The sequence below is a fragment of the Vibrio sp. B172a genome, assembly GCF_030248355.1.
Taxonomy (GTDB): Bacteria; Pseudomonadota; Gammaproteobacteria; order Enterobacterales; family Vibrionaceae; genus Vibrio; species Vibrio owensii.
Genome location: NZ_JAHGAC010000026.1, coordinates 53,760 through 68,767, shown reverse-complemented (window position 1 = coordinate 68,767; position 15,008 = coordinate 53,760). Strand labels below are relative to the sequence as shown.

The following is a 15,008-nucleotide window of genomic DNA, read 5'->3' as shown; positions in this document are numbered from 1 at the left end:
TTCGAAAGCACGAATAACTAACATAGGTAAACCGTCATGTTTAACGATTTGAAAGGTAAGCGCGTACTTATCACTGGTTCTACGTCAGGTATGGGCCTAGCGGCGGCACGCGTGTTCGCAAAATACGGCGCTAAAATCGGCATTAACAGTCATCAAACCGGTCCTGACGCAGATGCAGCAGTGACTGAGCTAACCGCACTTGGTGGCGATGTTAAGTTTTTCCAAGCGAACCTTATGGTGACCGCAGATTGCGAAAAACTGGTTAAGGAATTTACCGATCATTTCGGTGGCATGGACGTGCTAATCAACAACGCTGGTGGTCTTGGCGGTCGTGAAAACCTAGAAAACATCGATGATGAGTTCTACAACCGCGTGATGGATCTGAACGCTCGTTCTGCGTTGATGACAACCAAATACTCAATTCCGCACCTACGTGCATCTGCAGCGGAGTCTGGTGAGACAGCATGTGTGATCAGCACTGGCTCTATCGCAGCTCGTGAAGGCGGCGGTGTTGGTGCTGGTATCTACGCAGCATCAAAAGCGTGGTTACACGACATTCATCGTAACTGGGTGAAAGAGTTCACTAAAGACAACATCCGTTTCAACATCGTTTCTCCAGGCACTATCGACACAGCATTCCACGATGGTAAATCTGACGAGTTGAAAGCAGCAATCGCAAGCGGTATCCCTATGGGTCGCTTCGGTCGAATCGAAGAAGTGGCACCAACGTTTGCTTTCTTCGCTTCACATGCATGTTCTGGTTACATCACTGGCCAAGTGCTGGATGTAAACGGCGGACAAATGGCGCCATAAGCGCTGACTTATTTCGTTTCAGACGAATACACTGACCTCAAAAAGCCAGCTTCGTCTGGCTTTTTTTGATCATTTACCAAGTGCCACGGCACTGGAAGCATAATTATAAGGAGCGTCAAATGGCAAAGTTTTCTCTTGTGGAGGATTCACACCGCAAGATCCATGTGCAAGTTGCCAGACAAATCGCCCGCAAAATACTGTCAGGTGAGCTAAACCAAAATGAAAAGCTACCCAATGAGATGGATCTCTGTGACGCGTTTGGCGTGAGTCGCACAGCATTACGCGAGTCAACCAAACTGCTCTCAGCAAAAGGGCTAATCGAGTCAAAGCCAAAGGTGGGGACGACCATTCGTGCGCGCAACCATTGGCATTTTCTCGACCCTCAACTCTTGGAGTGGATTCAAGATTTAGAAGATACCGAGCCGTTTCTGGCTCAGTTTTTGGGGTTGCGTAAAGCGATTGAACCAGAGGCCTGTGCCTTAGCGGCGAATAACGCAACAGCAGAGCAACGCAAAGAGTTGTCGGTTATTTTTCAGCGTATGACCATGGCAGCCAATCGTTTCGATTATGACGATTGGACGGTCAACGACCACCTGTTCCACCAGACAATATTCCTTGCAACAGGCAATCAATTCTACATTCCGTTTAGCAATATTTTGTCGACCATCTTCAAGCAGTTTATCGATCACTCAGCTGAAGGCGGTCGATTCTGTATTGAAGAGCATAGCGCGATTTACGATGCCATTATGGCGGGGAATGGAGACCAAGCTCGTATCGCGTCGCATACATTGCTTAACGACGAAAACCAAAAACTGGCTCAGGTCGTCAACGGTTGATGAATCAACGTGTATTTGGCTTTGCTCTAACGGTGAAAGGATAGGGCAAGGCCAACGTTTAGCGGCAACGGCTGGCTTGCTAGTTGCGCTTGTGACAACTCCGAAAGGTCTACCATGTCTTCCCAACCCTATATAAGAAAAAATCTGTCCCTTGCTTGGCCGTTGGCCTTGAACGCATTATTAATGCAGTCGATGTTAATGATCGACACCTTCCTTGTCTCACCACTCGGTGAAGTTTCCCTTGCTGCCATGGGTATTGCTACCACCATCGTCTCCTTTGTTTTAGGTATCCAAATGGCGTTGGCGAACGGCTCACAGTTGGTACTCAGCCGAGCAGTTGGATCTGGGCAACACCTGTCGCTGAACAAAGGTTTCTGGGCGGGCTTAATTATCAACGTTTTGGTCGCGGTTGTGTTTTGGACACTGATTACCGCCTTCGACAAAGCGTTGATCAGTAAGTTGACCGACAACGTTGCCCTTTATGCAGAGACCGAACGTTACCTCGCTGTGGCCAAGTTCATCATCATCTTCAACGCGATTACGCAAGTCATGATTGCTTTATTTAATGCGCTTGGCCGAACCAAAGTGCCGTTCAAAGGTTACTTGATTGAGCTGCCCGTCAACATGGCAATGTCGTACGTGTTGATTCATGGCTTTGCTGGTTTTGAGGGGATTGGTGTGCAAGGCGCGGCAGCAGGCAGTTTAATCGCCATCACCATTCGATTGCTGTACCTAACTCTTTGTATTCGATGGGATGATTCCATCGTCTTGTCGATTAAGAACCTAGATGCGTCACTGAAGGCCAACACGCTAAATCACTTTAAAGAGATATTCCCCGTTGCAGCGAACGTGACCATGTTGCAAACCGGCGCGACTATCTACATGTTGTTGTACTCACAGCTGACATTGAACGCGTACGTAGCTATGACCATCGTGATGCCTTGGATCAAAGCAGGGACTCAGTTCATCACGGCTTGGGCACACTCGTCGGCGATCACGATCAGCCAAGCGATTGGTTCACGACAAATGGATGAACTGCGTAAGAATGTTGATATCAGCATCGACATGGCTGTGATGATCTCATTTGTCTCGGCGGCGTTCTTCTTAGCCTTAAGTTTTGTTCTACCGGATTTATACCCAGATCTAGATCCAAGCACTTACGTTGCCCTTGCTTCTATCGCGCCGTTATACGTCTTTCTGCCGATTGTTCGTGGCTATAACACGGTACACGGTCACGTGTTACGTGCGTTGGGCAAGACCACAGAAGTCTTTAAGATCAACTTCACTGGTCAGTGGATTGTGTCCATCCCATTGTGTGCATTGATCATTCTGCATTGGGATCTCTCTTTCTTTTGGGCGTTCGCCGTTATGCCATTTGAAGAAATAGTGAAAGCACTGCCATTTAGGCACTTGGCGCGTAAATCACTCAACGAGTTTGATCTCAAGAAAGCTGAGAGGCTTATGTATGATTAATTTGTCGTTTTTATTTTGATTTTTCGTCTAGTAAAGAGCCCTCAATGATGAGGGCTTTTTTGTCTCTATAGTTTACTGCTGAGTGTTTGGTTTAAATAACCTGCTTTTATCTATCACTTTTTCTTAAAGTTTGATCCAAGTAGAACTTGCAATGATCAAACTGTGAGCGATTTTACACACCCGATTTTCTGTTCGGTTTAATCTCTGGATTAACAATTAATATGTACGACAATAATACATAAATAAGGAAGTCCAAACCCATGTGTAATAACAAAAGACTGAACAAGAATCTCCTCGCTGCCGCGTTACTTACTACGCTACCAATGACCGCTTTGGCCCACAATCAGACACCTCATCCAGTGCCTGCGGATAAGTTCGACATGATGAACTGGAAAATCACCTTGCCAATGGACAAAGACAACAACGGTCGAGCGGATGAAATCGAAGGGGTGGCGATGCTCAGTTACTCACATCACCAATTTTTCTTCTTAGATGAAAACGACAATATGGTCTTTGAAGTGCCGAACATGGCGGTGACAACAAAGGGCTCTACAAACGCGCGTTCTGAGCTGCGCCAAATGGGTCGAGGCACTGATGTCGATATCAGTGTGAAAGCACCAGAAAACAACTGGGCGATTGCCGCGCACCCTCAAGCGGAATCATTCAGCGCAGTAGGAGGAACATTAGAAGCGACATTAAAAGTAAACCACGTTGCTACGCGCTCTAAGAACCCAGAAAAATACCCAGCGTATTCCGTCGTGGTAGGGCAGATTCATGCAGGCAAAGATCCGGCTCAGTTAGAGGCGAACACAGGGTTTGGACACGGCAATGAACCACTAAAAATCTTCTACAAGAAATGGCCTAACCATAAGATGGGATCGGTGTTCTGGACATACGAACGCAACCTCGCGAAAGCGGATCCTGATCGCACAGACATCGCTTATCCGGTATGGGGTAATACATGGGAAAGCAACGCCGAACCGGGAGACAAAGGCATCGCACTTGGTGAAGAGTTCAGCTACAGCGTTAAAGTCGAAGGTAACATTATGCAGCTCGCGTTCGAAGCCGAAGGCCACCCAACCGTGAAGTATGAACTCGACTTGAGCAATAACGTCGACGCCTATGGAAAAGTGGATAAGAAAGACTTCGCGAAAGGTTATGCGAACGAGTGGTTCTACTTTAAAGCGGGCGCTTACGGACAATGCAGCGTGAAAACTGGCGAAAACTTCTGGGCGACAGGCTGTGAAGGAACGGGAGATTTCGAGACGGATAAGAAGAACGGCGATTACAGCAGTGCGGCCTTCTCTGTCTTGAAGTTAAACGGCAAATAAGCCCGAAATTAGACACCTTGCTAAAAAAATCCCTACCACGTGGTAGGGATTTTTAGTTGGTTGCTAAGTTTTTTGGTGTCTATGTTTATCGGTATCTATGTTTGTCTGCGTCTGGGAAAGTGTTATAGATCGAAGCGATCGTTGTTCATCACTTTCACCCAAGCTGCGACAAAGTCTTGGACAAACTTCTCTTTGTTGTCGTCCTGAGCGTAAACCTCAGCGTAAGAGCGCAGTACTGAGTTGGAACCGAACACCAAGTCGACACGAGACGCTGTCCATTTGGTTTGGCCAGAAGCGCGTTCGCGGATTTCGTACTCGTTATCACCGGTTGGATGCCATGTGTAGCTCATATCAGTGAGGTTAACGAAGAAATCGTTGGTCAGTGCGCCGACGTTATCGGTGAATACACCTTGGCTTGTACCACCATAATTGGTGCCAAGAACACGCATACCACCAATGAGCACCGTCATCTCGACAGCGGTCAGTTGCATCAATTGGCTTCTTTCCAATAACAGCTCTTCGGCCGTTACGACGTAATCGGATTTCAGCCAGTTGCGGAAGCCATCGTGAATTGGTTCAAGCACATCGAACGAATCGGCATCGGTCATGGCGTCCGTCGCATCTCCACGTCCTTGGCTAAATGGTACAGAGACATTCATACCTGCGTTGGATGCCGCTTTCTCGATACCTACACCACCCGCAAGCACAATCAAATCCGCCATGCTAATTGGCGAGTTGTGTGTGGTGCGAATATCGTCGAGCACGCTCAATACTTTCTGCAATCTTTCTGGCTCGTTGCCCACCCAATCTTTTTGCGGAGCAAGACGAATACGTGCGCCATTGGCACCGCCGCGACGGTCAGAACCACGGTAAGTACGAGCGCTGTCCCAAGCGGTAGAAACCAACTCGGCAATGCTCAATTCACTATTGAGAATCGCCATCTTGAGCGCATCGATGTTCTCTTCAGATAGGTGGTAAGAGACAGGTGGTACGGGATCTTGCCAAATCAAGTCTTCTGCTGGCACATCAGGGCCGAGGTAACGAGATTTAGGGCCTAGATCGCGGTGAGTCAGTTTAAACCAAGCGCGGGCGAAACAATCTTCGAAGTACTTAGGATCATCACGGAAACGCTCTGCAATCTTGCGGTATTCCGGATCAAACTTAAGCGCCATATCCGCATCGGTCATCATTGGGTTGCGACGGATGCTTGGGTCTTCCACATCCACTGGCATGTCTTCTTCTTTGATGTTCACTGGCTCCCACTGAGCAGCACCCGCTGGGCTCTTAGTAACCCACCAGTCGTACGTGAACAATAAATGGAAGTAGCCGTTATCCCATTTGGTTGGGTTAGTGGTCCACGCTCCTTCCACGCCACTGGTGACGGTATCACGTCCTATGCCGCGAGAGGTTTTGTTCAGCCAACCAAAGCCTTGGTCTTCGATTTCTGCGCCTTCCGGTTCAGGGCCGAGTAGGGAAGCATCGCCATTACCGTGTGCTTTACCCACAGTGTGACCACCTGCGGTGAGCGCTACGGTTTCTTCATCGTTCATTGCCATGCGCGCAAAGGTGACACGCATATCGTGTGCAGTTTTGATTGGGTCAGGTTTGCCATCGACCCCTTCAGGATTTACGTAAATCAAACCCATCATTACGGCTGCAAGTGGGTTTTCTAGATCGCGTTCACCAGAGTAACGATTGTTCTCGCCGCCACTTGGTTGCAACCACTCTTTTTCTGCGCCCCAGTAAATGTCTTTTTCAGGATGCCAAATGTCTTCACGACCACCAGCAAAACCAAACGTCTTAAAGCCCATGGATTCATAAGCCATGTTACCAGCGAGAATCATCAAATCGGCCCAAGACAATTTGTTGCCGTATTTTCTTTTGATTGGCCAAAGTAGGCGACGTGCTTTATCTAGGTTGCCGTTATCTGGCCAACTGTTGAGTGGAGCAAAACGTTGGTTACCTCGGCTTGCGCCACCACGACCATCTGCAATTCTATAAGTCCCTGCAGAGTGCCACGCCATACGAATCATCAAGCCACCGTAATGACCCCAGTCCGCTGGCCACCAATCTTGGCTGTCGGTCATCAGATCTTTTAGGTCTTTTTTTACTTCCTCTAAATCGAGAGAGTTAAAAGCATCGGCATAGTTAAAATCCGCGCCCATTGGGTCGGTTTTTTGGTCGTGTTGATGAAGAATGTCGAGGTTGAGGGTTTTCGGCCACCAATTGAATTCAGCTGCCTGTTGGTTGGTATTCGCTCCATGCATGACAGGACATTTGGAGTGATTGTTTTTGTCGCTCATCTCTTGCTCCCTAACTGGGGTTAGTGTTCCCAAAGTTTAGTTACAGGTTGCGTATTTCGCCCTTGCGGTTTTACGTTATATTTCGGGATTTTGTTCAAAAGATGATCAGTGTCATTCTTCAATAACTTAACCGTATTTAATGCTCAATATTGACGTTGGATCTCAGTAATTCTTTTCGAAGATAAAGGATGAAGAGGATGGTTTTCGCAAGCTTAGTCTCGTGCGAGAAAATGAACCTCAAAGTGTCGCTAATCCCTCGGCACTTTGTCAGATTGTTCTCGAACCCGACGTAAGATTTCCCAATCCAATGTTGACCAATAGTAATCTCATTTCACCGCTCTAACATGTGCCCTAAGCAACAAATACAGGGTTTTTAAATGAGAACAGCAAAGGGTTTCACCTTAATTGAATTAGTCGTGGTTATCGTGATTCTTGGGATATTAGCCGTGACGGCCGCGCCACGTTTTTTGAATATTCAGGGCGATGCGAGAGCGGCAGTGATTGAAGGCGTGAGAGGCGCTGTGGTGAACGCAAACCAAATTGCTAATGCCAAGTATCAGCTTGGTTATGGCGTATCGATTGGCTCCACGGCAACAGACAATACCTTTTTAGATTTGAATAAAAATGGTGCGCAGGACGATGGCGAACCTTTGATGGTTTGGGGGCACTTAGACAACGTTTCGGTTGAAGAAATGGTGAATCTCGATGGGGATTTAGTGGTGTCTGATCCAGAAGCGCCGGGCAAGAACAAACTCTACATTGGTTTTGCTCAAAACGCCGATGCATTAGAGAACGGTCAATGCTATTTCCTTTACACCCAAGCATCGGGAGAAGGCTCAGAACCGAGCTTTGAAACGGTGACATCCGGTTGCTAGTCCTTTTGAATCTCGACAGTTTTGCACAACAAATCTGGCCGTTTTTAATAGACACGTCTCTGTAAACCTTGTCGGCTTTCATTGAACTTGTTCTAACGTCATCACACTTCTTGGACTAAGTGGTTTAAGTTTTCGCCAAAAATCGTAACGCTGTGTGCAACAGAGTGAACCGAAGATTGTTTGGCGTATCGATTCACCGGAAAGGATTTATCACTGTTCAACTTAGTATCAGAGCGGAGCAATCAGCGTTGCTCTACGTGCTCTAAAGTCGAGAAGTAAAGGATGAGAAGCAAACAGAATAAAGCGGTATTGTGTGCGTTTGTATCGGGTAGCCTATTTGGTGCTGCACTGGTCATCGCCATGTATATCCAGATTTGATGCCGTGCTGGCAAAGCGTGCCAACACTGAAAAATCAAATTGTACAAGGAGTAGGGTTGTTTTCAGCTCTGCTCCTTGTTAGTTTTAAAAGCATGAAAACGACATTCACACCTTCATCAAACTTCTTCTGGTGGCGCTCTAATTAGAGCGGCGCGGAATCTTTACATTCTTACGCTGCTGGACGGTAGCTAAGAGTGTCATGTCTTTTTATCTCCAGTAGCGATCTATTTTTATTCGGAGATAAGTTATGAACACCACACAAAACACTCAACAACGCGAAGTCATTCTCACTGGCGACCGAGCCACTGGCCCTCTGCATTTAGGTCATTACGTCGGTTCACTACAACAGCGTGTTGCGCTACAAACTCAGCACGATCAAACCATTCTCGTTGCCGATATGCAGGGCTTAACCGATAACGCGCACAATCCTTCCAAGGTCTCTTCCAATATCTTGAACGTCGTTGCTGATTACCTTGCTGTTGGCATCGACCCAATTCAAACCACCATCTGTTTGCAGTCTCAAGTTCCGGCGCTTGCTGAGCTAACCATGTACTACAGCAACTTGGTTTCTATCGCACGCTTGGAGCGTAACCCGACGGTGAAAAACGAAATCCAAAGCAAAGGGTTTGAGCGTTCCATTCCGGCTGGATTTTTGACTTACCCAATATCCCAAGCGGCCGACATTACCGGCTTTCACGCGACACTTGTTCCCGTTGGTGATGACCAATTGCCAATGCTAGAGCAAACCAATGAAATCGTGAGAAAGATAAACCATCTGGGCGGGGAAACCATTTTGAAAGAGTGTCGTCCACTGCTCAGTGACGCGCCGCGTCTGCCAAGCACGGATGGCAAAAACAAAATGTCGAAAAGCATGGGTAACGCCATCAACCTTGGAGCGACAAAGAAAGAGATCAGCGCAGCGGTGAAATCCATGTACACCGATCCAAACCACCTACGTATTGAAGACCCAGGCCAAGTGGAAGGCAATATCGTGTTCACTTACCTTGATGCGTTCCATACTGATAAAGCTTATGTGGAAGAGTTAAAAGCGCATTATCGTCGTGGTGGACTGGGTGACGGAACAACCAAGAAAGTGTTGGAAGAGTGTCTGCAAGAGATGCTTCGTCCAATCCGAGAAAAACGCGCCATGTTCTTAGATGACAAAGCACAACTTATCGAAATCTTAAAACAAGGCAGCCAACGTTCACGTGAGAAAACCGAGCAAGTGCTATTTGATGTGAAAGGTATGTTTGGTTTGAATCTGTTCTGAAATCGAGCCTGCAAATCACGGCCAAAAAATAATTCAAAAAAGTGTGCATCCTTTTGCGACCTCAAACGTGTTAGAGGTAAATCGTTTAGAGGGTGCCACTATGTTGGACGTTTTTACCCATTTTGCCGACTGGCTGACGTATTCCATTTTCAACTTGGAAGCCAGCACTTCAATGGCAAAAGGTGTTCATTTCTTTATTGAAGACACAAGTAAGATCCTAGTCTTACTGGTTGTGTTGATTTACGTTATCTCCGCACTGAGAGCCAGCTTGAGTGTGGACAAAGTTCGCCAATATCTACAAGGCAAGCACCGTGGTGTGGGTTACTTTCTTGGCTCTCTATTTGGTGCGATTACCCCATTTTGCTCGTGCAGCTCTATTCCTCTGTTCATGGGGTTTGTCTCCGCACGCATTCCTATTGGTGTGACCATCGCATTTCTCATTACCTCGCCTCTGATCAACGAGGTGGTGGTCATCATGCTTGGCAGTGTCCTCGGTCTGAAATTCACCATCATGTACGTCGTCATTGGGATGTTGCTGGGCATTTTTGCAGGCTTTGTTCTAGATGCTTTTAAAGCTCACCGTTGGTTACAACCTTTCCTCGCCGAGGCATATCAAAAAGCCAATGAGCTAGATGCGCTGCCTCAAACGGCGATTGAGTCTCCGCCAATGACGTTGCAACAACGCCACGAATTTGCCGTGAACGAAACCAGCACCATCTTCAAGCGCATTTGGATTTGGGTCTTTGTTGGGGTGGGTATCGGTGCGTTTATTCATGGTTTTGTTCCGGCAGATTGGTTCGAGCAAAACCTCGCACACGGACAATGGTGGACGGTACCACTTGCCACGCTCAGTGCCATTCCGATTTACACCAACGCAACGGGCATCGTGCCAATCATGGCGTCGTTGATAGACAAAGGTATGCCACTGGGAACCACGCTTGCGTTTTGCATGGGAGCGGTCGCCGTGAGCTTGCCAGAGTTCATGATGCTCAAACAAGTCATGCAATACCGATTACTTGGCGCGATCGCGGGTTACTTGCTGGTGGCAATTTCCATCACGGGTTGGTTGTTTAACATCTTCTATTAATCACAGCAGAGCAAGTGCTCACAGGAGTCTGATATGAAAAGCATTCAAGTTTATGGTTCAGGTTGTAAGAACTGCATCGTCACCGCAGAACGTATTGCCGAGGTTGCGCAAGAGCTAGGGCAACAAGTCAGCATTGAGAAAGTCACCAGTTTAGAAGCCATCATGAAAGCGGGCATTATGAGCACACCGGGTGTCGCGATTAATGGTGAGTTGAAACACACAGGTTCGGTGCCATCTGTTGATCTGGTTCGCGATTTGCTCAAAGAAGATGTTGTAGCGTAAAGGTAACGAGATCTCGTCGCGCGTGCGGATTGTTTGAATGAGCACGCGCGACGACTATTGAGATTCAAGAATGAAATGTTTGATGAATGCGTGGAATCATGCAGAACCGAGCCTTTATGGTTGGCTACTAAAACAAACCCAAAATCCGCATGAAGCGGAAGACATCATGCAAGAAGTGTTTCTGAAAGCCATGGAGAACAGCGAGCGTTTCTGTACATTGCAGGACGGCAAACCATGGTTGTTTAAGATGACCAGAAACCACCTTGTCGACCAACTAAGACGAAAAATCCAATCGGTAGAAATCGAAGAGTTTGTCACGCCAACAGAAATCTCTCCCGCGATGGTTCAACTTCAACGTTGTCTTCCAAAAGTATTAGTGAAACTTACCGAGCAAGAGCGAGATGTGATAGAGCAATGTGACCTCAACGGCATGGCACAAAAAGCCTACGCAGAGAAACACCAGCTTAGCCTGCCAGCTGTGAAGGCGCGTTTACGTCGAGCCCGAATAGAGCTCAAAAGTATTTTGGTGAACGAATGTAAAGTGACCCAAGACCAAACGGGCGTCTGCTGCTTTAAGTCCTTTCAAGCTGAACCTTAAATCTTTCTGACAGTAACGTTTCTGACTTAAATTTATTGATAATAATTCTCATTACGGTATGTTTGTGGTCTCAAATACACTCATTGTTGCGGAGACCAACATGGAACACTCGGATATTACTCAACTGCTTATTCCAAAGAGTGATTGGGCATCGCCTGATCTTTTTCTTTATGAAGGGGAAGACAAACTTCGTCTGAGCTTAGAAGGCGCAATTCAATACAGTGGATTGAACAGCATTGGTGGCGTGGTTCTGGGCTTTAGGATGCTCCAATACGCGGTGCAACTGGCGGCAGGTAATCAGTCTTTGCAACGAGATGGCATCAGTATTTATACCGCGTTCCCTGGTCGTGGTGCTCAAGATGCCTTTGAATACACATGCCGCGCACTACGTGATAAACGATATTGCTGCGATACCACATTGCACCACCCAGCAGCGCAAACTGGGCAACGTGGTCAGTTCCTATTTACGATTCGTTTGAATGAACAATCTATGGTGATGACGCCAGCAAACGGACTACCAAGAAAAAGCTACTTTGAAGCCGACCGACATTCGCAAGACAGCCGAGAAGCCGCATTGAAATGGCGTGATGAGAAGATCAACTTCGCTAACACGCTCTTGAGTTTGCCTCCGGAAGAGTGCTTACGAGTGTTGTAACCCTTGAGTTGCAGCAAAGAATGAATAACAAAAGGTCGCTCGCTTTCAATTGAGCGACCTTCTTGTATCAAGCATTCGCGGGAACCAGATTCCTAGTCGCGCCTAGGCTTGCTGGAATGACCCAGTTTAAGTTTTGAGTTAGCGGAGGACTTATCTGCTATCGATGACCATGAACTCAAACATCGCCATTTCCCAGAGCGAAGGTGAATAAGAGGGAAGCTCATTTCACACTCATGCTCAAAATACCGTCATTCTGAAAAACGAGGGACGAGTGTAATTCAGAATCTACTTACCAAGTGCTGTTGAATCTTGGTGTTATCTCAAATTCACAGCTCGTTGAAACCAGATTCCTAGTCGCGCCTAGGCTTGCTGGAATGACCCAATTTAAGCTTTGAGTTAGTGGAGGGCGTATTTGTTGCCTACGATCACGACCCCAAACAGCGTCATTCCCTAAAGCGAAGATGAATGAGAGGGAAGCCCATTTCATACTTATGTCTTAATACCGTCATTCTGAAAAACGAGGGACGAGTGTAATTCAGAATCTACTTACCAAGTGCTGTTGAATCTTGGTGTTATCTCTAATTCACAGCTCGTCGAAACCAGATTCCTAGTCGCGCCTAGGCTTGCTGGAATGACCCAGCTTAAGTTTTGAGTTAGTGGAAGCCGTATTTGTTGCCTACGATCACGACCCCAAACAGCGTCATTCCCTAGAGCGAAGAATGAGCGAGTAGGGAATCTCTCATTTCCAATTGCTCAGACAAACAAGCCATCAACCCTCAAAGAACTTGCGACGAAAATCCGCCACCTCTTGTTGGTAATAACGCTGCCATTCCGAGTCCGATAAAACCGCGTGGCTAGTCGCTCTTTGCATTGCTAGTTTGGACTCAAGTTGCTGCAACTCACTCTGATAATCGCGCACTTGCTGCTTTTGCTTGGCGACTTGTCGTTCGCGAGTGTGTATCTCTTCACTCTCTTGTTCTGAAAGGTAAGCTTGTTGAAGCTCTTCAATCAAAGCCTCACGCTCTGTTTGGCTTATGTTATCCGGAATTAACGCCACCGCACGCTCATACTTTGCTTGCGCGCTGGCTAATCCCAACGTTTCTTCATTGCCTTGCCACTCTTGAACTAAATCCTCAAAGGCTTGCACGTAGTCCTGAGCGGGAGTCGAATCCAACTGTTCTGCCTGCAAACTAAAATCGTAAAGGGCAAATTCATCAGCAAAAATGACTTCGGCCAGCTCACCCCATATCTTTCTCGCTTCCGCTTTGAGAAGAGCAACACGAGAGGCGAGTGGTTGCTGCTCATCAAACAACAAATCACCCACACTTTGTTGCCACAAACTATTGAGCTGATGGTAGTTCGCCAATAAGGCAAAGCGCTCACCCGACATATAACTTTCCAATTCGGTCAGCTTAGATTCGCAGTTATGGTCAGACATACACGTATGCCAGAACGTCTCTATTTCGGCTTTTAATGCACGACCTTTGGCGTCATTCAAACGCCCAGCAATCGCTTTAATTGGAGAAGGGGTATCTTTGGCTTTCGGTACGACTTTTTTACTGGCAGCTTGGTTTACTGATGAAGAAGAATGGCCACTGGTATCTTGTTCAGCACGTCCTTCAATCACAGAAGAAAACGGCAACAAGCTTTCACGCTTATCACCCGCCATTGAGAACCAAATCGTGCCCGCCACAGCGGCCGACACAGTAACTAACGCAATACGCTTCATGGTTTGATCACAGCGCTAACAGGGAAGTGATCCGACAGATTGTAATGTTTCCATAAACTCTCTGCGGTAGAGCGCAGAACGTCGACACGGTTATCGTTGAACGACTTCACGCTATATTCATTACTCACCATCACGTAGTCGAGATACTCGACATTCTCGCCACCAGATAAAGCCTCTCCGGCAAAGTTGTTGATGCGAGGATCGAAGGTCGAAGCGGTATAACCTGAGTACTGCGGTTCTATCGCACTTAAATTCGCAATCATCTGCTGGTAGTCACCAGGGAACTTCAGCTTGTTCACGTTAAAGTCACCGCTGTAGACCACAGTCTCGTTGGTAGGGATATTTAGAGATTGAGCCATTGTACGCATCTGCTTGAACTGGCGCTGACGATACTCACGCGCCGTATCCGTATCAAAAGACGCAGTATGAGTCGCGAACACATGGTAAGCCTGACCGCCTTTGATGATCTCCGCATAATTCACGCCCTTATCGGCAAAACAATCCGTGCCTGAGCAATCTGGGAAGACGTATTGAGCCTGATTGACGATAGGGTAGCGGCTCACAATGATCACGCCGCCGTCGTAGATATTGAAACCATCTTTATCCAGCATCTTAGTCTGGTATGGGTATTCTTTTGCAAGTTCACGTAAAAACGCGTCACGACCGCTGGCAAACACTTCTTGCAGTGCCAGCACATCGTAACCTTTGACGTAATCAGGAATGAGCTCGTAACGATCGCCAATGTGAGAAGCAATCGCAGGCAGTGCCCAGATGTTATAAGTCATTAGCTTCAGGTTTTGCTCATCGGTATCGACGACTTCATCCACCTTGTTCGGCGTGATGGTGTAATACAAATCATCATAACGAGCTGTGCTGGCAGATTTGAACGCCAGTTCTGACGTACGGTCGCCAAATGCATCGGTACGAGAGCGGTGAATATTGCGATCGTCTTTGAGTGCTAAGTCCACATCCGCCGCAGACAAGCCATATTCAATCGTAGAGTTATACCAATGGCCTTCCATCACTTGGTTAAGCGTGATGCTCTCACCTTGTGGGTTAGACACCACGGTTTCAAAGCGATAGTTCTGACCAGATTTCACGCCTTCCCAGCGATTAAAGCTCAGTACGGATTTGGTTTCCCAAGGGCCAAGCACTTGTACATGCTGCTGCCATTCTTCTCCGTATTTCAGTAAATCACTGCCTTCGTGTTTCACCTGAATGGTTAACGGTTGGTCTGAGTTATTGGTGAGGTATACGTCCGTATCTGCCAAGCTCGGTAATGCCACTAAACCGCTTAGCAAAAGACTCCACTGCGAAAATTTCATCTTGTTTATCCATAAGTTGTGTTAGAGCAATAATTCTTATTTATAAATATGAC

The 15,008-nt window shown here is 47.1% G+C and carries 13 protein-coding genes; 10 read left to right on the top strand and 3 right to left on the bottom strand.

Going from position 1 to position 15,008, the window contains the following annotated elements:
• Positions 1-36: 36 nt before the first annotated feature.
• The 4 genes from KIT90_RS20960 to KIT90_RS20945 all read left to right on the top strand — a co-directional run bounded on the left by KIT90_RS20960 (position 37) and on the right by KIT90_RS20945 (position 4,453).
• Complete coding sequence (locus tag KIT90_RS20960) at positions 37-813, top strand: SDR family NAD(P)-dependent oxidoreductase (protein WP_005437107.1); 777 nt, start codon at positions 37-39, stop codon at positions 811-813.
• A 119-nt stretch (positions 814-932) separates the two neighbouring features.
• Positions 933-1,649, top strand: coding sequence for a FadR/GntR family transcriptional regulator (locus tag KIT90_RS20955; RefSeq protein ID WP_285378518.1), 717 nt, complete (start codon positions 933-935; stop codon positions 1,647-1,649).
• Between the two features lie 183 nt (positions 1,650-1,832).
• Positions 1,833-3,122, top strand: a complete 1,290-nt coding sequence (locus tag KIT90_RS20950) for an MATE family efflux transporter (protein WP_373417709.1) — start codon at positions 1,833-1,835, stop codon at positions 3,120-3,122.
• A gap of 260 nt (positions 3,123-3,382) precedes the next feature.
• Positions 3,383-4,453: a polysaccharide lyase family 7 protein gene (locus KIT90_RS20945; protein ID WP_285378514.1), complete on the top strand. Its 1,071-nt coding sequence runs from the start codon at positions 3,383-3,385 to the stop codon at positions 4,451-4,453.
• Between the two features lie 122 nt (positions 4,454-4,575).
• Here KIT90_RS20945 and katG read toward each other — a convergent pair whose 3' ends face one another.
• Positions 4,576-6,756 carry a catalase/peroxidase HPI gene (gene katG / locus KIT90_RS20940; RefSeq protein WP_039841649.1) on the bottom strand — a complete coding sequence of 727 codons (2,181 nt, stop codon included), beginning with the start codon at positions 6,754-6,756 and terminating at the stop codon, positions 4,576-4,578.
• 377 nt (positions 6,757-7,133) lie between these two features.
• Here katG and KIT90_RS20935 point away from each other — a divergent pair, with 377 nt between their 5' ends.
• The 6 genes from KIT90_RS20935 (at position 7,134) to KIT90_RS20910 (ending at position 11,901) form a co-directional block, all read left to right on the top strand.
• Positions 7,134-7,631: a prepilin-type N-terminal cleavage/methylation domain-containing protein gene (locus tag KIT90_RS20935; protein WP_038867011.1), complete on the top strand. Its 498-nt coding sequence runs from the start codon at positions 7,134-7,136 to the stop codon at positions 7,629-7,631.
• 625 nt (positions 7,632-8,256) lie between these two features.
• Complete coding sequence (gene trpS / locus KIT90_RS20930) at positions 8,257-9,279, top strand: tryptophan--tRNA ligase (RefSeq protein WP_285378512.1); 1,023 nt, start codon at positions 8,257-8,259, stop codon at positions 9,277-9,279.
• A 100-nt stretch (positions 9,280-9,379) separates the two neighbouring features.
• A complete protein-coding gene (locus KIT90_RS20925) occupies positions 9,380-10,366 on the top strand; it encodes a permease (protein ID WP_285378510.1) in 987 nt (328 codons plus the stop codon).
• A gap of 33 nt (positions 10,367-10,399) precedes the next feature.
• Entirely contained in the window at positions 10,400-10,648 is a 249-nt protein-coding gene (locus KIT90_RS20920; RefSeq protein WP_005437129.1) for a thioredoxin family protein, read from the top strand.
• A gap of 82 nt (positions 10,649-10,730) precedes the next feature.
• Positions 10,731-11,246, top strand: a complete 516-nt coding sequence (locus KIT90_RS20915; RefSeq protein WP_285378507.1) for a sigma-70 family RNA polymerase sigma factor — start codon at positions 10,731-10,733, stop codon at positions 11,244-11,246.
• A gap of 100 nt (positions 11,247-11,346) precedes the next feature.
• On the top strand, positions 11,347-11,901 hold the full coding sequence (locus KIT90_RS20910) for a hypothetical protein (RefSeq protein WP_285378505.1): 555 nt from the start codon (positions 11,347-11,349) through the stop codon (positions 11,899-11,901).
• Positions 11,902-12,670: 769 nt separating this feature from the next.
• Here KIT90_RS20910 and KIT90_RS20905 read toward each other — a convergent pair.
• Complete coding sequence (locus KIT90_RS20905; RefSeq protein WP_285378502.1) at positions 12,671-13,630, bottom strand: chromosome partitioning protein ParA; 960 nt, start codon at positions 13,628-13,630, stop codon at positions 12,671-12,673.
• Positions 13,627-14,955: a sphingomyelin phosphodiesterase gene (locus KIT90_RS20900; protein WP_285378500.1), complete on the bottom strand. Its 1,329-nt coding sequence runs from the start codon at positions 14,953-14,955 to the stop codon at positions 13,627-13,629. Before KIT90_RS20900 ends, KIT90_RS20905 begins: the two co-directional genes overlap by 4 nt.
• Positions 14,956-15,008 lie beyond the last annotated feature (53 nt).